15 protein-coding genes are annotated in these 17,197 nt (G+C 72.8%); 4 read left to right on the forward strand and 11 right to left on the reverse strand.

Annotation, left to right across the window (positions count from 1 at the left end):
* Positions 1–504: 504 nt before the first annotated feature.
* The 9 genes from proC to E6P78_RS31570 all read right to left on the reverse strand — a co-directional run bounded on the left by proC (position 505) and on the right by E6P78_RS31570 (position 9,226).
* Positions 505–1,314: a pyrroline-5-carboxylate reductase gene (proC, locus tag E6P78_RS31530; protein ID WP_136207046.1), complete on the reverse strand. Its 810-nt coding sequence runs from the start codon at positions 1,312–1,314 to the stop codon at positions 505–507.
* A gap of 87 nt (positions 1,315–1,401) precedes the next feature.
* On the reverse strand, positions 1,402–2,181 hold the full coding sequence (locus E6P78_RS31535) for an ABC transporter permease (protein ID WP_136207047.1): 780 nt from the start codon (positions 2,179–2,181) through the stop codon (positions 1,402–1,404).
* Positions 2,178–2,945: an ABC transporter ATP-binding protein gene (locus tag E6P78_RS31540; protein ID WP_136207048.1), complete on the reverse strand. Its 768-nt coding sequence runs from the start codon at positions 2,943–2,945 to the stop codon at positions 2,178–2,180. Before E6P78_RS31540 ends, E6P78_RS31535 begins: the two co-directional genes overlap by 4 nt.
* Positions 2,946–2,999: 54 nt before the next feature.
* Positions 3,000–3,800, reverse strand: a complete 801-nt coding sequence (locus tag E6P78_RS31545; RefSeq protein WP_136207049.1) for a class I SAM-dependent methyltransferase — start codon at positions 3,798–3,800, stop codon at positions 3,000–3,002.
* Positions 3,801–3,831: 31 nt separating this feature from the next.
* Complete coding sequence (locus E6P78_RS31550) at positions 3,832–4,392, reverse strand: hypothetical protein (protein WP_136207050.1); 561 nt, start codon at positions 4,390–4,392, stop codon at positions 3,832–3,834.
* Between the two features lie 83 nt (positions 4,393–4,475).
* Complete coding sequence (gene ilvD / locus E6P78_RS31555; protein WP_136207051.1) at positions 4,476–6,326, reverse strand: dihydroxy-acid dehydratase; 1,851 nt, start codon at positions 6,324–6,326, stop codon at positions 4,476–4,478.
* A 391-nt stretch (positions 6,327–6,717) separates the two neighbouring features.
* Positions 6,718–7,344 carry a TetR family transcriptional regulator gene (locus tag E6P78_RS31560; protein ID WP_136207052.1) on the reverse strand — a complete coding sequence of 209 codons (627 nt, stop codon included), beginning with the start codon at positions 7,342–7,344 and terminating at the stop codon, positions 6,718–6,720.
* Positions 7,341–8,183, reverse strand: a complete 843-nt coding sequence (locus E6P78_RS31565) for a sugar phosphate isomerase/epimerase (protein WP_136207053.1) — start codon at positions 8,181–8,183, stop codon at positions 7,341–7,343. The genes E6P78_RS31560 and E6P78_RS31565 overlap by 4 nt, the downstream gene beginning before the upstream one ends.
* 92 nt (positions 8,184–8,275) lie before the next feature.
* Positions 8,276–9,226 (reverse strand): Ppx/GppA phosphatase family protein, encoded by a 951-nt coding sequence (locus E6P78_RS31570; protein ID WP_136207054.1) that lies wholly within the window; start codon positions 9,224–9,226, stop codon positions 8,276–8,278.
* A gap of 41 nt (positions 9,227–9,267) precedes the next feature.
* Here E6P78_RS31570 and E6P78_RS31575 point away from each other — a divergent pair, with 41 nt between their 5' ends.
* On the forward strand, positions 9,268–10,131 hold the full coding sequence (locus E6P78_RS31575) for a hypothetical protein (protein ID WP_136207055.1): 864 nt from the start codon (positions 9,268–9,270) through the stop codon (positions 10,129–10,131).
* Between the two features lie 25 nt (positions 10,132–10,156).
* On the opposite strand, the gene E6P78_RS31580 is transcribed toward E6P78_RS31575, so the two are convergent.
* Positions 10,157–12,034 (reverse strand): hypothetical protein, encoded by a 1,878-nt coding sequence (locus E6P78_RS31580; protein ID WP_136207056.1) that lies wholly within the window; start codon positions 12,032–12,034, stop codon positions 10,157–10,159.
* 184 nt (positions 12,035–12,218) lie between these two features.
* Here E6P78_RS31580 and radA point away from each other — a divergent pair, with 184 nt between their 5' ends.
* Positions 12,219–13,631 carry a DNA repair protein RadA gene (gene radA, locus E6P78_RS31585; protein WP_136207057.1) on the forward strand — a complete coding sequence of 471 codons (1,413 nt, stop codon included), beginning with the start codon at positions 12,219–12,221 and terminating at the stop codon, positions 13,629–13,631.
* A 124-nt stretch (positions 13,632–13,755) separates the two neighbouring features.
* Entirely contained in the window at positions 13,756–14,880 is a 1,125-nt protein-coding gene (gene disA, locus E6P78_RS31590; protein WP_136207058.1) for a DNA integrity scanning diadenylate cyclase DisA, read from the forward strand.
* Positions 14,881–14,947: 67 nt separating this feature from the next.
* Here disA and E6P78_RS31595 read toward each other — a convergent pair whose 3' ends face one another.
* Complete coding sequence (locus tag E6P78_RS31595) at positions 14,948–15,730, reverse strand: hypothetical protein (protein ID WP_136207061.1); 783 nt, start codon at positions 15,728–15,730, stop codon at positions 14,948–14,950.
* A gap of 431 nt (positions 15,731–16,161) precedes the next feature.
* On the opposite strand from E6P78_RS31595, the gene E6P78_RS31605 reads away from it, so the two are divergent.
* Positions 16,162–17,064: an A/G-specific adenine glycosylase gene (locus E6P78_RS31605; RefSeq protein WP_136207060.1), complete on the forward strand. Its 903-nt coding sequence runs from the start codon at positions 16,162–16,164 to the stop codon at positions 17,062–17,064.
* Positions 17,065–17,197: the final 133 nt, after the last annotated feature.

Here is a 17,197-nt window from a genome sequence, read left to right on the forward strand (position 1 = left end):
GAGTTCTCAAGGAACGGACGCTTCCTTTGTACTCACCCTCGCGGGCTTTCCTCCGGGCGCTTCCCTTCGGTCTTGCGTTTCCGACTCTATCAGACTCTTTCGTGTCCGATTCCCGGTCGAAGCGGGCCCTGCTTTTTCGCTTTCCAGTTCTTCGCTTTCGCGTTTCCCTTTCCGGCGAGTCCGACTCTATCAGATCCTTTCGGGCCTGATTCCCAGTCAGTGGGGCTTGTCCTCGCGGCTGTTGGGCCGTTCCGACGAGTGAGACATTAGCGGAATCCAGGGCCCCGACGCTAATCGGGGTCGCGTTCCTTCGAACGCGGATTCCTCATTTCGCACATGCGCACACCAAGACATGCGACAACTGTCGCCTGCTTGCTGTGGTTACTGCGGAATGGTTGTCCGGGGACCGACCGGAGTCGGCGCTCACGTCGGACAACTCGGAGCACACTACGGATGCGCGGGGGCCGTGTCAACCCCCGGCTCCGCCGGGGGCTGCGGGCCGGGTCAGCCGTTGCCGGAGGCGAGCTCGCGGCTGCGGTCGCGGGCCGCTTCGAGGGCGGCGATGAGGGCGGCGCGTACGCCGTGGTTCTCCAGTTCGCGGATGGCGCTGATGGTGGTGCCGGCCGGGCTGGTGACGGCCTCACGGAGCTTGACCGGGTGCTCGCCGCTGTCGCGGAGCATCACGGCGGCGCCGATCGCGGCCTGGACGATGAGGTCGTGGGCCTGGGCGCGGGGCAGGCCGAGCAGGATGCCGGCGTCCGTCATCGCCTCGACCAGGAAGTAGAAGTACGCGGGGCCCGAACCGGACAGGGCGGTGGCCGCGTCCTGCTGGGACTCGGGGACGCGCAGGGTCTTGCCCACCCCGCCGAAGATCGCCTCCGCCGTGGCGAGGTGCTCGGTGGTGGCGTGGCTGCCCGCCGAGATGACGGACATGCCCTCATCGACCAGGACGGGGGTGTTCGGCATGACGCGGACGACGGGGGTGCCGGCGCTGAGGCGGTCCTCGATGAAGGCGGTCGTGATACCGGCCGCCGCGCTGATGACCAGGCGGTCGGCGTCGAGGTGCGGGGCCAGTTCGTCCAGGAGGCGGCCCATGTCCTGGGGCTTGACCGCGAGGATGAGGATGTCGGCGCGCTCGGCGGCCTGGGCGTTGGTGACGGCGTCGACGCCGTAACGGTCGCGCAGCTCGGCGGCCCGGTCCGAGCGGCGCGTGGTGACCAGCAGGTTCGCCGGGCGCCAGCCGGCCCGGATCATTCCGCTGAGCAGGGCCTCGCCGATCTTGCCGGTGCCGAGGACTGCAACTGTCTGGGTCATGCCGTTCACCCTCCGGGCGGTGCTCGCTGTGCACGGTGCTCAGTGCTCGTCGGCGCCATCCTCGCACCGCCCCGTCGGACCGAACCCTCAGGTGGTGCGGCGGCGGAGGGTGGCCGCGCCGAGGGCCAGGACGAGCAGGGCGCAGCCCGCCACGATCAGCACGTCGCGGACGAAGTCGCCGGTGACGTCGGGGTGGTGGACGACCTCGTTCATGCCGTCCACGGCGTACGACATGGGCAGGACGTCCGAGATGACCTCCAGGAACGGGGCCATGCGGTCGCGGGGGACGAACAGTCCGCAGAGCAGCAACTGCGGGAAGATCACGGCCGGCATGAACTGGACCGCCTGGAACTCGGAAGCCGCGAACGCCGAGACGAACAGGCCGAGTGCCGTGCCGAGCAGCGCGTCGAGCAGGGCGATCAGGAGCAGCAGCCACGGCGACCCGGTCACGTCCAGACCGAGCGCCCACACCGACAGGGCGGTGGCCAGGAGGGACTGGAGGACGGCGACGGCCCCGAAGGCGAGCGCGTAACCGGCGATCAGGTCGCCCTTGCCGAGCGGCATGGCGAGGAGGCGCTCCAGGGTGCCGGAGGTGCGTTCGCGCAGGGTGGCGATCGAGGTCACCAGGAACATAGTGATCAGCGGGAAGATGCCGAGCAGCGAGGCCCCGATCGAGTCGAAGGTCTGCGGGCTGCCGTCGAAGACGTACCGCAACAACGTGATCATGAGGACCGGGATCAGCAGGAGCAGCGCGACCGTGCGGGGGTCGTGGGCGAGCTGGCGCAGGACGCGTGCGGCGGTGGCGAGGGTGCGGGCCGCGCTCAGGGGCGCGGTGGCGGTGGTGTTGGCGGCAGCCGGGGTGCTCATCGGGCGTTCTCCTCGCGGGTGGCGGCCGCGTCGACCAGGTGGAGGAAGGCCTCCTCGACGGTGTCGGTGCCGGCTGCGGTACGCAGCGCCTGCGGGGTGTCATCGGCGAGGATCTCGCCCTCGCGCATCAGGAGGAGCCGGTGGCAGCGCTCGGCCTCGTCCATGACGTGGGAGGAGATGAGGAGCGTCGTGGAGCGTTCGGCGGCGAGGGTGTGGAACAGCTGCCACAGGTCGCGGCGCAGGACGGGGTCCAGGCCGACCGTGGGTTCGTCGAGGACGAGCAGGTCGGGGGTGCCGAGCAGGGCGACGGCGAGCGAGACCCGGGTGCGCTGGCCGCCGGAGAGGGTGCCGGCCAGGGCGTCCTCGTGGCTGGCCAGGTCCACCTCGGTGAGCGCGCGGGTGACGGCGGCGCGGCGGGCGTCGCGGTGTTTGCGGCCCGGCCGGAGGATCGACGCGAAGTAGTCGAGGTTCTGCCGGACGGTGAGGTCGGTGTAGACGGAGGGCGCCTGGGTGACGTACCCGACGCGGGGGCGGAGGGCGGGGTGGCCGGCGGGGCTGCCCAGGACCCGGAGGGTGCCGGTGACCTTGGCCTGGGTGCCGACGACGGCGCGCATCAGGGTGGATTTGCCGCAGCCGGACGGCCCTAGGAGGCCGGTGATCCTGCCGGGTTCGATGGTGAAGTCGAGGCCCCTGAGAACCGTGCGGCTGCCTCGTTGGACGGTGAGGCCACGGGCCTCGACGGCGACGCCCGAAGAATTCATCATGTGATGAATATTGTTACGGCCGGGCGCCCTCGTCAAGGGACGGGTGCGGCCGCCTCAGCGCACGGCCACGCTCAGCTCGACGACGTACGCCTCCTCGACCGTGCCGTCGGGGAAATCCGACGCGAGCCGGGCCCGCTCCTCGGCGAGGAACTGCCGGGCCGCATCATCGCCGATGGTCAGGAACGCGGAGTGGCTGCCGAGGTTGTCGATGTGGGTGGCGAGGCGGACGCGTCGGGTCCACGGGATGCGCCGGTGCGTGAAGTCGAGGTCCGGCGGCAGGTCGCGGTCCTGTACGGCCGAGCCGTGGGCGCTGCGGTCGTCGACACGCGCCTCGACGCGGAAGAAGCGGCGGAGCCGTGCGTCCTGGTCGGCGACCCACGGGACGGTATGGTCCGCGACGTTCCACCAGAGGGCGAGCGCGCCGCCCGGCCGCAGGATGCGCCGGGCCTCGGCGGCCGAGCGGGCCGGGTCGGTCCAGTGCCAGGACTGGGCGTACGTGATCAGGTCGGCGGAGGCGGACGCGAAGGGCAGCCGGTTGCCGTCGCCGCGCACGAGCGGGACGTCCGGAAGGGCCCGGCGCAGTTCGGCGGCCATGCCGGGCCCCGGTTCGACGGCGACGATCCGGGCGCCGCGGTCATGGAGGCGGCGGGTCGAGATGCCGGTGCCGGCGCCCACGTCGAGGGTGCGGGCTCCTCGCAGAGGGCGGCCGGTGAGGTCCTCGACCGCGTCGAGAAGCGCGTCCGGGTAGCCGGGGCGGGCGGCGGCGTACTGGGCGGCGGCCCGGTCGAAGGACAGGGCGCGCGAAGGTGCGGACAAGTGGTTCGGAGTGGTGTCCGGAGACTGTGTCGGGGTCATGGGGCCATCGTGCCCCCCACCAGGGACGCAGTCAGCCGCGACGGCCCTTCTTCCTGCGGGCCGCCGGATTGCCGGTGCGGGCCGAGCGGCGCTTCGCGTACCGGACCTGGGCCTCCTCGTACTCCGTACGCCTCAGCTTCTCGCCCGGTGCCTCGGTCAACGTACGGAAGAAGTACGCGAGCAGCGAGCCTACGAAGCCGATGGCCTTCAGGCCGCGCAGCGTGTCCTCGCGGGCCGGGTCGGCCGGGCGGCGGCTGAAGCCCTCCCAGGTCTTGCGGAAGGCGATCGCGCTGCACACGGCGAACATCAGGACCACCAGCATGTTGGCGAAGCCGCCGATGTCGGCGATCTCCAGGCCCTGGTAGGCGAAGCGCAGGACGAAGCAGGAGGCGACGGCGGCGGCGAGCGAGCCGACGGCGGCCCCGGCGCGGCGGAGCCCGTAGTGGCCGTCGTGGCCGACCCAGGTGGTGCCGAAGAAGCGAAGGGGCTCGGGCTGCGGGCCCTGCGGCGCCGCGGGGGTGCCGGCGGAGGCCGCCGCGGGCTCGGACGGGCCGGAAGCCGTGACGTCGGGGGTCTCGCTGTTCTCGCTCACGAGGTCGAGTATCCCAAAGCCGGGGACGGTCCCGGCGCGCGGTGAGTGCGGCCCCCGCACCGGCAGGGGCCGCACACCGCGGTTCAGCCCAGCTTCGAGACGTCGCGGACGGCGCCGCGGTCCGCGCTCGTCGCCATCGCCGCGTACGCGCGCAGCGCGGCCGAGACCTTGCGCTCGCGGTTCTTCGGCGCGTACTCGCCGTTCAGCACCTCGCGGCGGGTGGCCAGCTCGGCGTCGGAGACGAGCAGGTCGATCGAGCGGTTCGGGATGTCGATCCGGATGCGGTCGCCGTCCTCGACGAGCGCGATCGTGCCGCCGGAGGCCGCCTCGGGCGAGGCGTGGCCGATGGACAGTCCCGACGTACCGCCGGAGAAGCGGCCGTCCGTGACGAGTGCGCAGCTCTTGCCCAGGCCCCGGCCCTTCAGGAACGAGGTCGGGTAGAGCATCTCCTGCATGCCGGGGCCGCCGCGCGGGCCCTCGTAGCGGATGACGACGACGTCGCCGTGCGTGATCTCCTTGCGGAGGATCTTGTCGACGGCCTCCTCCTGCGACTCGCAGACGACCGCCGGGCCCTCGAAGGTCCAGATCGACTCGTCCACGCCGGCCGTCTTCACGACGCAGCCGTCCTCGGCGATGTTCCCCTTGAGGACCGCGAGGCCGCCGTCCTTGGAGTACGCGTGCGCCACGTCCCGGATGCAGCCGCCGGCCGCGTCCAGGTCGAGGGTGTCCCAGCGCTCCGACTGCGAGAAGGCGGTCGCGGAGCGGACGCAGCCGGGGGCCGCGTGCCACAGCTCGACGGCCTCGGCGGACGGCGATCCGCCGCGGACGTCCCAGTCCTTCAGCCACTCGGCGAGGGAGTCGGAGTGCACCGCGTGCACGTCCTCGTTGAGCAGCCCGCCCCGGTGCATCTCGCCGAGCAGGGCGGGGATGCCGCCGGCCCGGTGCACGTCCTCCATGTAGTACGTGCCGCCGGGGGCCACGTTGGGGGCGACCTTCGAGAGGCACGGGACGCGGCGCGAGACCTCGTCGATGTCGTCGAGGTCGTAGGCCAGCTCGGCCTCCTGCGCGGCGGCGAGCAGGTGCAGGATCGTGTTCGTGGACCCGCCCATCGCGATGTCCAGCGCCATCGCGTTCTCGAACGCGGCGCGGGTGCCGATGGAGCGCGGCAGGACCGTCTCGTCGTCCTGCTCGTAGTAGCGCCTGGTGATCTCCACGACCGTGCGGCCCGCCTCCTCGTACAGCGCCTTGCGGGCGGTGTGCGTGGCGAGGACCGAGCCGTTGCCGGGGAGGGAGAGGCCGAGGGCCTCGGTCAGGCAGTTCATCGAGTTGGCCGTGAACATGCCTGAACAGCTGCCGCAGGTGGGGCAGGCGTTCTCCTCGATACGGAGGATGTCCTCGTCGGAGATGCTCTCGTCGACGGCGTCGCTGATCGCGTTGACCAGGTCGAGCTTGCGGACGGTGCCGTCGACCAGGGTGGCCTTGCCGGCCTCCATCGGGCCGCCGGAGACGAAGACGGTCGGGATGTTCAGGCGCATCGCGGCCATCAGCATGCCCGGGGTGATCTTGTCGCAGTTCGAGATGCAGATGAGGGCGTCGGCGCAGTGGGCCTCGACCATGTACTCGACGCTGTCGGCGATGAGGTCGCGGGAGGGCAGGCTGTAGAGCATGCCGCCGTGGCCCATGGCGATTCCGTCGTCCACCGCGATGGTGTTGAACTCGCGGGGCACCGCGCCCGCCGCCTTGATCGCCTCGGAGACGATGCGGCCGACGGGGGCGAGGTGGGTGTGGCCGGGGACGAACTCGGTGAAGGAGTTGGCGACGGCGATGATCGGCTTGCCGATGTCCTCGCTCGCTACGCCGGAGGCCCGCATGAGGGCTCGGGCGCCGGCCATGTTGCGGCCGTGGGTGACAGTGCGGGACCTCAGCGTGGGCATCGTCTCTTCGCTCCTTCTACATCGAAGACTGTTCTTGAGCGTACGCCCTTGGTGCCAGGATGTGGACGGGGTGTCCGGTATGCGGGACGTCTGTTCGGGGGGTGGGGGCGGGGTGGGGTGGGGTGTTGCCGTGCGCCTGCGGTGCGCCTGCGGCGGGCCTTGTCCCCTACCCGCCCCTTCCCGTAACCGGGGCGCTGCCCCGGACCCCGCTCCTCAAGCGCCGGAGGGGCTGGGTTTTCGGGGCTCCGCCCCGGGCCCCGCGCCTCAGGCGCCGGAGGGGCTGGGTTTTCGGGGCTCCGCCCCGGGCCCCGCGCCTCAGGCGCCGGCGAGGCTGGAGGGGAAAGCGCCGGAGGGACGGGAAGGGGCTCAAGCGCCGGAGGGGCTGGAATGTTCAGGTGGGCGGTGCCAGGTAGCTCTGCAACGTCGGGGCTACGGTTCTGATGATTTTTTCCGGGTCCGTCGACGCCAGGGGTTCCGCCTTCACCACGTAGCGCAGCATCGCGATGCCCACCATGTGTGACGCGGCCAGTTCGGCGCGGAACGTGGCGTCCGGGGCGTTCAGCTGGGAGGCGATGCGGTTGAGAAGGCGGCTCAGGACGAAGGTGCGCAGGACCGTCGCCGCTGCCTCGTGGGTGACGGCCGAGCGGAGGACGGCCAGGAGGGGGGCGCGGGAGGCCGGGTTCTCCCAGACGGCGATGAAGTAGCGGGCCAGGCGCTCGCCGATGTCCTGGGTGTCGCCGTCCAGGATCTCGGGGGCCGCCAGGGCGGGCTCGAAGGACAGCTCGATCGCGGCGGCGAAGACCTCGTCCTTTGTGCCGAAGTAGTGGTGGACCAGCGCGGCGTCCACGCCGGCCGCCCGTGCGATGCCCCGGACCGACGTCTTGTCGTAGCCGCGCTCGGCGAACTCCGTGCGGGCGGCCTCCAGGATGCGGGTGCGGGCGTCGGGGCCGGTGTCCGACGCGGCGCGGGCGGGGCGGCCGCGGCGCCTGGGGGCCGGGCCCGGCGCGTCCGGGGTCATCGGCGGGGGGCCTGCTCGGAGGAGGGAGAGGGAGAAGAGGAGGCCAGGTGCAGGCGGGTGAAGGCGAGCGCTTCGGCGAGGTCGGCCTCGCGTTCGGCGGTGGACATCGCGCGGCGGGTGTTGACCTCGATGACCACATGGCCCTCGAAGCCGGAACCGGCCAGCCGCTCCAGCAGTTCGGCGCAGGGCTGGTCGCCCCGGCCGGGCACCAGGTGCTCGTCCTTGTTGGAGCCCTTGCCGTCGGCGAGGTGGACGTGGGCGAGCCGGTCGCCCATCCGGTCGACCATGGCCATGCCGTCCGTACGCGCGGTCGCGGTGTGCGACAGGTCGACGGTGAAGTGGCGGTAGTCGTCGTTGGTGACGTCCCAGTCGGGGGCGTACGCGAGCATTTCGCGGTCCCGGTAGCGCCACGGGTACATGTTCTCGACCGCGAACCGCACGTCCGTCTCGTCCGCCATCCGCCAGATCCCCGTGACGAAGTCGCGCGAATAGTTGCGCTGCCAGCGGAACGGGGGGTGGACGACGACCGTCGACGCGCCGAGCTTCTCGGCGGCGGCGCGCGCCCGCTGGAGCTTGACCCACGGGTCGGTGGACCAGACCCGCTGGGTGATCAGCAGACAGGGCGCGTGCACGGCGAGTATCGGCACCTGGTGGTAGTCGGAGAGCCGGCGCAGGGCCTCGATGTCCTGGCTGACCGGGTCGGTCCAGACCATGACCTCGACGCCGTCGTACCCCAGGCGCGCGGCGATCTCGAAGGCCGTCGCCGTCGACTCCGGATAGACCGAGGCCGTCGACAGGGCGACCTTCGCATCCGGGACGCGCACCACTGGTTCTGCCACGCAGACAGCGTACGGGCAGCGGTGCGCCCCGCCGAGGGAGTGCGGCGGAAAGTGAGAAGGGCCATGGCGGCGGGGGCCGTCCGGGGCGGCGCTCAGCTCGGGGCCGCGTCCTTCTCGGACGGCAGGTGGTCCAGGCGGCGCAGGATCACGCCCTCGCGCAGCGCCCAGGGGCAGATCTCCAGCTCGTCCACGTCCAGCAGGTCCATAGCGCCCTCCGCGACCAGTGCCCCGGCCAGCAGCTGCGCGGAGCGGCCCTCGGAGACGCCGGGGAGGTTCGCGCGGTCCCCGACCGTCATCGCGGCCAGTTTCGGCACCCACTCCTCCAGCGCCTTGCGGCTGAGGGTGCGCTGCACGTCCTGGCCGTCGCCGGAACGCGCCGCGCCCGCGGTCCTGGCGAGCTGCTTGAAGGTCTTGGAGGTGGCCACGACGTGGTCCGGGCGGCCGATGCGGGTGAAGTCGCCGACGCTGCGGGCGATGCGCGCCCGCACATGCCGGCGCAGCGCCTTCACCTCGGCCGGGTCCGGCGGATCGCCCGGCAGCCAGCCCGCGGTGAGGCGCCCGGCCCCGAGCGGCAGCGACACGGCGGCGGCCGGTTCCTCGTCCATGCCGTACGCGATCTCCAGCGAGCCGCCGCCGATGTCCAGGACCAGCAGCTTGCCCGCCGACCAGCCGAACCAGCGGCGCGCGGCGAGGAAGGTGAGCCGGGCCTCCTCCGTGCCGCTGAGGACCGTGAGGTCGACGCCCGTCTCGTCGCGAACCCGCGCCAGCACCTGGTCGGCGTTGCTCGCCTCCCGTACGGCCGAGGTGGCGAAGGCGAGGACGTCCTCGCAGCCCTTGTCCTCGGCGGCGTCGAGCGCGCCCGCGATCGTCCCGACCAGGCGGTCCACGCCGAGCGGGCCGATCGCCCCGTCCCGGTCGAGGAGTTCGGCCAGACGCAGTTCCGCCTTGTGCGAGTGCGCGGGCAGCGGGCGGGCGCCCGGATGCGCGTCCACCACCAGCAGATGAACCGTGTTCGACCCCACGTCGAGGACTCCGAGTCTCATACGGGGAACGCTACTGCGGGCGGCGGACTTACTCTGGGCGCGTGCCAAAGACGAAAAAGGCGAAGCCGGGCAAAGCCACGAAGAAGCCGGACAGCGAGCCGGACATCAAGCACGCGGAGAAGCTGGAGATGCGGGTGCCGGCAGCGGCGGAGCCCGATCCGTCCGACGAGACGGATCTCGACTTCGCGCGGGCCTGGGTGGAGTTCCCCGACCCCGCCGACGACGAGCAGGTCTTCCGCTGCGACCTGACCTGGCTGACGTCCAGGTGGACCTGCGTCTTCGGCAGCGGCTGCCAGGGCATCCAGGCGGGCCGCGCGGACGACGGCTGCTGCACGTTGGGCGCCCACTTCTCGGACGAGGACGACGAGAAGCGGGTGGCCGGTCATGTCGCCCGGCTCACACCGGAGCTGTGGCAGTTCCACGACGTGGGTACGGAGTCGGGCTGGACCCAGACCGACGACGACGGGGAGCGCCAGACGCGGCGCTGGCAGGGCTCCTGCATCTTCCAGAACCGCCCCGGTTTCCCGGCGGGCGCCGGCTGCTCGCTGCACATCCTGGCGTTGCGGGAGGGCAAGGAGCCGCTGGAGACCAAGCCGGACGTGTGCTGGCAGCTGCCGGTGCGGCGTACGTACGAGTGGATCGACCGGCCCGACGACACGCGCGTGCTCCAGGTGTCGATCGGCGAGTACGACCGGCGGGGCTGGGGTCCTGGCGGCCACGACCTGCACTGGTGGTGCACCTCGGCGACCTCCGCGCACGGGGCCGGGGAGCCGGTGTACGTGTCGTACCGGCCCGAGCTGATCGAGCTGATGGGCAAGGAGGGGTACGAGCGGCTGACCGAGCTGTGCGAGCAGCGGCTCTCCTCGCTGCTGCCGATGGCCCCGCATCCGGCGGACCCCGCGTAGTAGTCGTCCCGGCCGGTCGGCACTGTCAGTCGGCGCGGGGCGGGGTGCTCGGGCCCTTCGGCGGGGCGGGCGGGCCCGAGGAGCCGGTCGGGTCCTGGGTGGGGCTCGGCTCGTCCGGGTCCGTCGGTGCCGGGGTGGGGTCCGTCGGGTCGGGGGTCGGCTCGGAGGGCTCCGGCGAGGTCGGTGTCGGGTCGGCCGGGACCGGCGGGCGCGGATGGAGGCTGCCGTGCGGGTGGCCGGGGCGCGGCGATGCCCCGGGGGTCGGCGCCTTGGCCCCGTATCCGTGTATGGCGACGACCGCGCCCGAGGGGGCGAGGGTGATGTGGGCGGTCCAGGGGCCGGCGGGCTCGCGGGCGTGGTCCACGAGGGCGCGGATCGTGATGCTGTCACCGGCGGCGAGCTTCCCGGAGGAACGGCTCAGACGCACCCAGGACTGCCCGGTGGCCGCCGACCAGGAGACCGGGCCCGCCTTCGACGCGGTCAGGGTGATCAGGGTCGTGGAGCCGTCGGCGCGGGCCTCGACGGCGAGCCGGCCCGCGCCGTGCCCGGCGGTGTCCCGGCCCGGGTCCGTACCCACGCTGATGATCTCGGCCGAGACGTCCGGAAGGCTCTCCCCGTCCGTGAAGCGGGTGCCGGAGTCGGGGCTGGCGTTGCCCGCGTTCTCGTACGGGGCGTACGGGGTCTGCGATGCGCCGGTGTCCGCGTCGGCGGCGCTGACCGCCGAGCCGTCGCGCCCCTCGCCGGTGAGCGGCGCGCCCCGGTAGGCGGACCACAGGGCGATGACCGGGGCGGCGACGACCGTGGCGACGACCGTCGTCGTCATGACCCGGGAGCGCAGCCGGTCGCGGCGCGCGGCGTGGTCCTTCGGGTCCATCGGGAAGCCCGCGCGGTCGAAACGCGGAGTGGCGGACCGATTCTTCTGATGCTTCTGCGCCTGGAGCATGGCCACGTACGCGGAGGGGCGGGGCGCCTCGACCACCGCCAGAACGGCGGCGGGCGTGACGGCTTTCCCCGGCCAGGGCCCCTCGGCTCCGGCCCGCTCGGCGGCCCGGCGGCAGCGCGGGCAGTCGTCCACATGCCGCACCAGCTCGCGGCGCAGGGTGGCGGAGAGCAGCGCGCGGTGGTCACCGGTGAGCCGGCCGGCCGTGGGGCAGTTGCCCGTCTCGACGACGGCAAGGGCGGCCCGGGTGCGCTCCACCTCGCAGGCGGCCCCGGCCAGCAGCTCCCGGGCGCTCGTGGGGTCGAGCCCGAGGACGGCGGCGACCGCGCGGGGCTTCAGCCCGTGCCGTACGGCCAGCTCCAGCGCCTCGCGCTGCTCCGGGGTGGTGCCCGCCGCCTCGGGCCAGGCCAGCTGCGCCAGCTCCCGGCGGTGCGCCTCGGCGGCGGCGGGCGTCTCCGATGCGCCGGGGGCGGGGACGGCAGGGGCGGGGGCCTTCGGTGCAGCGGCGGCGTGCTGGGCGGTGTGGGGCTGGGCGGTGTGGGGCGTACGCCGTGCCGGGCGGGCCGCCGGGGCGGACGGGGTGTGGCGGTCCTCGTCGGCGGGCCCGCGGTGCGGCCGGGGGGGCTCGGGGCGGCGGTGGGCGCGGCGGCCCTGCTTCTGCTCGGTGAGCCGGCGCAGACACGTCCACCTGGCCAGGGCGTACAGCCAGGTTTTACGTTCCTCCTCGTCGGCCGGGCAGCGGCCGCCCTGTCGCTCGGCGAGGGCCAGGACTGCGCCGAGCGCCTCGGTGGCGGCGTCGTGGTCGCAGAGGACGGAGAGGCAGTAGGTGAACAGACCGTCGAGGTGCGGCTCGTAACGGGCGGGCGGCTGCTTCGGCGAGGAGTGCGAGGAGTGGGGCGCGCGGTGCTGTCCCCGATGGGCGCCGGGGGTCTTCGTGGGGGTCTCCAGCCTGCTGCTCGTCACCTTGCGACCGTAGGCAGAGCGGGCAGGCCCTCCGCGCTCCTTGAGTAGATTTAACCCTTTCGGATGAACGTATCGCGCGATAATGGACAGGAATCTGCGATTCCGCCCCCTGCGCCGGCCCGAGGGTGCCGGGCCCCGGACCGCGCCCGGCACCACTGTCCGACCCCACCTATACGGTGGCGCCATGGCTGCCCGTACGAAATCCGCGAAGGACCGGCCGTCCTACCGCTGCACCGAATGCGGCTGGACCACCGCGAAGTGGCTCGGGCGCTGTCCCGAGTGCCAGGCGTGGGGGACGGTCGAGGAGTTCGGCGGCGCCCCCGCCGTACGGACCACGGCGGCGGGCCGCGTCTCCACCCCCGCGCTGCCCATCGGCCAGGTCGACAGCCGGCAGGCCACCGCCCGCCCCACCGGCGTCGGTGAGCTGGACCGGGTGCTGGGCGGCGGTCTGGTGCCCGGCGCCGTCGTGCTGCTCGCGGGCGAGCCGGGCGTCGGCAAGTCCACGCTGCTGCTCGACGTCGCGGCCAAGGCGGCGAGCGGCGAGCACCGCACGCTGTATGTGACCGGCGAGGAGTCCGCCTCCCAGGTCCGGATGCGGGCCGACCGCATCCGGGCGATCAACGACAACCTGTACCTGGCGGCGGAGACCGACCTGTCGGCGGTGCTCGCCCACCTCGACGCGGTCAAGCCGTCGCTGCTCGTCCTGGACTCGGTGCAGACGGTGGCCTCCCCCGAGATCGACGGCGCGCCCGGCGGGATGGCGCAGGTCCGCGAGGTCGCCGGGGCGCTGATCCGGGCCTCCAAGGAGCGCGGCATGTCGACGCTGCTGGTCGGCCATGTCACCAAGGACGGCGCCATCGCCGGGCCGCGGCTGCTGGAGCACCTGGTCGACGTGGTTCTCTCCTTCGAGGGCGACCGCCATGCCCGGCTGCGCCTGGTGCGCGGCGTCAAGAACCGGTACGGGGCGACCGACGAGGTCGGCTGCTTCGAGCTGCACGACGAGGGCATCACGGGCCTCGCCGATCCGTCCGGCCTCTTCCTCACCCGCCGCGACGAGCCGGTGCCCGGCACCTGTCTGACCGTGACCCTGGAGGGCAAGCGGCCCCTGGTCGCCGAGGTGCAGGCGCTCACGGTGGACTCGCAGATCCCCTCGCCCCGGCGCACCACCTCCGGACTGGAGACGTCCCGGGTGTCGATGATGCTCGCCGTCCTGGAGCAGCGCGGCCGGATCAGCTCGCTGGGCAAGCGGGACATCTACAGCGCGACGGTGGGCGGTGTGAAGCTTTCGGAGCCGGCCGCGGACCTGGCCATCGCGCTGGCGCTGGCCAGCGCGGCGAGCGACACACCGCTGCCCAAGAACCTGGTGGCGATCGGCGAGGTGGGGCTCGCGGGCGAGGTCAGACGGGTCACGGGGGTCCAGCGGCGGCTGGCCGAGGCCCACCGCCTGGGGTTCACCCACGCCCTGGTCCCGACCGATCCGGGCAAGGTCCCGGCCGGTATGAAGGTCACGGAAGTGGCCAACATGGGCGACGCGCTCGGAGTGCTCCCGCGCCGGTCCCGGGCACAGGCCCCCCGGGAGGACGACGCGCGCCGGTAGACTTTGCCCTGGTCTCGCCCGTCCGTACGAACGGTACGAGGGACGTAGGGTCCTTCGATTGGAACCGGCCTGCTCCGAGCGACAGGCCCCGAGGGCACCGCAAACCTGTGACCGGAGGAGTGCAGTGGCAGCCAGCGACCGGGCATCATCGCCCGGAAAGTCCGGCCAAACCACCGGTAACGAGGCGCTGATGCGCGCCTCGTTGAGCGCCGTGGCGCCCGGAATGGGCCTGCGGGACGGCCTGGAGCGCATTCTCCGCGGCAACACCGGCGGTCTGATCGTGCTCGGCATGGACAAGACCGTCGAATCGATGTGCACCGGCGGCTTCGTGCTGGACGTGGAGTTCACCGCGACCCGGCTGCGCGAGTTGGCCAAGCTCGACGGGGCGCTGATCCTCGACAAGGACATGACCAAGATCCTGCGGGCCGGTGTGCAGCTGGTCCCGGACGCCTCCATCCCCACCGAGGAGACGGGCACCCGCCACCGCACGGCGGACCGGGTCTCCAAGCAGTGCAACTTCCCGGTCGTCTCGGTCTCGCAGTCGATGCGCCTGATCGCGCTGTACGTGGACGGGGAGCGCCGGGTCCTGGAGGAGTCGGCGGCGATCCTGTCCCGCGCCAACCAGGCCCTCGCCACCCTGGAGCGGTACAAGCTGCGGCTGGACGAGGTCGCCGGGACGCTCTCCGCGCTGGAGATCGAGGACCTGGTGACCGTCCGGGACGTGACGGCGGTCGCGCAGCGCCTGGAGATGGTCCGGCGGATCGCGACGGAGATCGCCGAGTACGTGGTGGAGCTGGGCACGGACGGCCGGCTCCTCTCGCTCCAGCTGGACGAGTTGATCGCGGGCGTGGAGCCGGAGCGCGAGCTGGTCGTGCGCGACTATGTGCCGGAGCCGACGGCGAAGCGTTCGCGCACGGTGGCGGAGGCGCTCACCGAGCTGGACTCGCTGACCCACACCGAACTGCTCGAACTCCCGGTGGTGGCAAGGGCGCTGGGCTACAGCGGTTCGCCGGAGACGCTGGACTCGGCGGTGTCGCCGCGCGGCTTCCGGCTGCTGGCGAAGGTCCCGCGGCTGCCCGGCGCGATCATCGACCGGCTCGTGGAGCACTTCGGCGGTCTGCAGAAGCTGCTCGCGGCGAGCGTGGACGACCTCCAGACGGTGGACGGGGTCGGCGAGGCGCGGGCGCGCAGCGTGCGCGAGGGCCTGTCCCGGCTGGCCGAGTCGTCGATCCTCGAACGGTACGTGTAGGGCCTGCCGGACGCGTGGGCGTCGGCAGGCCCCTCGGTCCTCGGGGCCCGGGCCCCGAGCCCCGGGCTCAGTCCTTCGCGAGGACGAACGAGGCGCGCTGCACGGGCTCGCCCGGCGCCTTGGCCTCCACCAGGTACGTACCCGGCCCGGCCTTCCCCGCGGGGGGTGTCGCGCACTTGGGGGCGCTCTTCGCGCGGTCCCACTCCACGGTGTGCACGACGGTCGCCCCGGCCGGCACCTTCAGTAGCACGGCCTGCGGCTTGCGCGGGCAGTCCCTGGACGACCAGACCTCGTCGTCGTCCCCGCCCGCCTCGGTGATGGTGAACACCGCGCTCTTGGGGCCGAAGTCGGCCTTGCAGGCGGTGGACGAGGTGTTCGTGACCAGCAGCCGGAACTTCGGCTTCTCGTCGGGCCCGTAGCTGAGTTCGGTCTTCAGGGTCAGCTGGAGTGCGGCGGGCTTGCAGTCGGGGAGCGGGGAGCTTGCCGGGACCTGCTGTCCGGCGACCGCCCCGCCGCCCGAGGAACCGCCAGAAGCGGAGGACGAGCCCGAACCGGTGTCCTGGCCACCGCCGTTGTCGTCGTTCGCGCCGGAGCCGCCGCCCGTACCGCCGGAGCCGCCGCCCGTACCGCCGGAGCCCCCGTCCGAACTGCCGTCCCCGCCACCGTCGCTGCCGCCGGAGCCGCCCGACTCGTCGCGTCCGCCGGGCTGTTCGCTGATCGCCGGGCCGGAACCGGAGGGTCCGGGGGTGATCGAATCGACCGGACCGGAGCCGGGCGCCTTGGAGTCGTCGTGGTTCCCCTTGCCGCCACCGGAGGTGACGACCCATGCGATCAGCAACGCGAGCAGCACGACCAGCGCCGCCGCGACCGCCCTCCGTCGCCAGTAGATGGTGGAGGGTAGCGGCCCGATCGGATTACGCAGAGATCCCACGGCGCAAACTGTACGAGAGATCGGGCCCAACTCCCGCCCCACCCGCCGCCTTGGTCCCCAAGTTTTGCGGATCATCATCCCGCAAGGGCCTGTTCGCCCTCCCGGGCGACGCGGGACAACCGACGGTGACGAGACGGTCACACTCGGTCGGTTCCGTCGGTCCGGGGAATTCCGGCCCATGGGGCCAGTTGCCGCAACGGCTCGCGGGGCGTGGGGCCACTTGCCGGAACGCGGACGCCGTGGAGCTGGGGACAGACGGGTGGCGTTATCACTCCATGGGCTCGTTCGCTCCATGACACCCCCGTGCCCGTGACGCCTCTCCGCCCTTCCGTGTCAGGATCGACGGTGCGATGACTGCCACGACTGCGACACAGACGCCCCCCACCTCCCTCCACACCCCCGTCATCGGGTGGTTCGACCAGCACGCCCGCGATCTGCCCTGGCGCCGCCCCGAAGCGGGTGCCTGGGGCGTGATGGTGAGCGAGTTCATGCTGCAGCAGACCCCCGTCAACCGGGTCCTCCCCGTGTACGAGCAGTGGCTTGCCCGCTGGCCGCGCCCCGCCGACCTCGCGGCCGAGCCGCCCGGCGAGGCGGTCCGCGCCTGGGGCCGGCTCGGCTACCCGCGCCGGGCCCTGCGCCTGCACGGGGCCGCCCAGGCGATAACGGAACGCCACGGCGGCGACGTACCGAGCGAGCACGCCCAGCTCCTCGCCCTGCCCGGCATCGGCGAGTACACGGCGGCGGCCGTGGCCTCGTTCGCCTACCGGCAGCGGCACGCCGTCCTCGACACCAACGTCCGCCGGGTCTTCGCCCGGGCCGCGGCCGGCATCCAGTACCCGCCGAACGCGACGACCGCCGCCGAACGCAGGCTCGCCCGGGAGCTGCTGCCCGACGAGGACGAGCGGGCGGCCCGCTGGGCGGCGGCCACGATGGAGCTCGGGGCCCTCGTCTGCACCGCGAAGAACGAGGACTGCACGCGCTGCCCGATCGCGGAGCAGTGCGCCTGGCGGCTCGCCGGGAAGCCCGCGCACCAGGGGCCCCCGCGCCGCGGCCAGACCTACGCCGGCACGGACCGGCAGGTGCGCGGCAGGCTCCTGGCGGTGCTGCGCGAGACGGTCGGCCCGGTGGGGCAGCCGGCGCTCGACGCGGTGTGGGACGAGCCGGTGCAGCGGGCCCGCGCGCTGGACGGGCTGGTCTCCGACGGCCTTGTCGAGCCACTGGCCGGCGGCCGGTACCGGCTGCCGCTGACCTGACGGACCCCCGGGCCCTTTGTCCGGGCTGTTCCGCGCACTGTTACACAACCGATGGCCAGCCGTGCGCCCGCCTACGGCTGCTCCGCACAGCCCCGTGACAACCACTCCGTAGCGTCTGCGACGTCAGCCGTCG

The sequence above is a fragment of the Streptomyces sp. A0958 genome (genome assembly GCF_004795035.1).
Lineage (GTDB): Bacteria > Actinomycetota > Actinomycetes > Streptomycetales > Streptomycetaceae > Streptomyces.

Excerpts from the sequence above, each read along its gene's own strand:
- ilvD (WP_136207051.1), bottom strand. The coding sequence starts at position 6,326 with ATGCCCACGCTGAGGTCCCGCACTGTCACCCACGGCCGCAACATGGCC.
- E6P78_RS31570 (WP_136207054.1), bottom strand. The coding sequence starts at position 9,226 with ATGAGACTCGGAGTCCTCGACGTGGGGTCGAACACGGTTCATCTGCTG.
- proC (WP_136207046.1), bottom strand. The coding sequence starts at position 1,314 with ATGACCCAGACAGTTGCAGTCCTCGGCACCGGCAAGATCGGCGAGGCC.
- E6P78_RS31540 (WP_136207048.1), bottom strand. The coding sequence starts at position 2,945 with ATGATGAATTCTTCGGGCGTCGCCGTCGAGGCCCGTGGCCTCACCGTC.
- E6P78_RS31545 (WP_136207049.1), bottom strand. The coding sequence starts at position 3,800 with ATGACCCCGACACAGTCTCCGGACACCACTCCGAACCACTTGTCCGCA.
- E6P78_RS31560 (WP_136207052.1), bottom strand. The coding sequence starts at position 7,344 with ATGACCCCGGACGCGCCGGGCCCGGCCCCCAGGCGCCGCGGCCGCCCC.
- E6P78_RS31605 (WP_136207060.1), top strand. The coding sequence starts at position 16,162 with ATGACTGCCACGACTGCGACACAGACGCCCCCCACCTCCCTCCACACC.
- radA (WP_136207057.1), top strand. The coding sequence starts at position 12,219 with ATGGCTGCCCGTACGAAATCCGCGAAGGACCGGCCGTCCTACCGCTGC.
- E6P78_RS31535 (WP_136207047.1), bottom strand. The coding sequence starts at position 2,181 with ATGAGCACCCCGGCTGCCGCCAACACCACCGCCACCGCGCCCCTGAGC.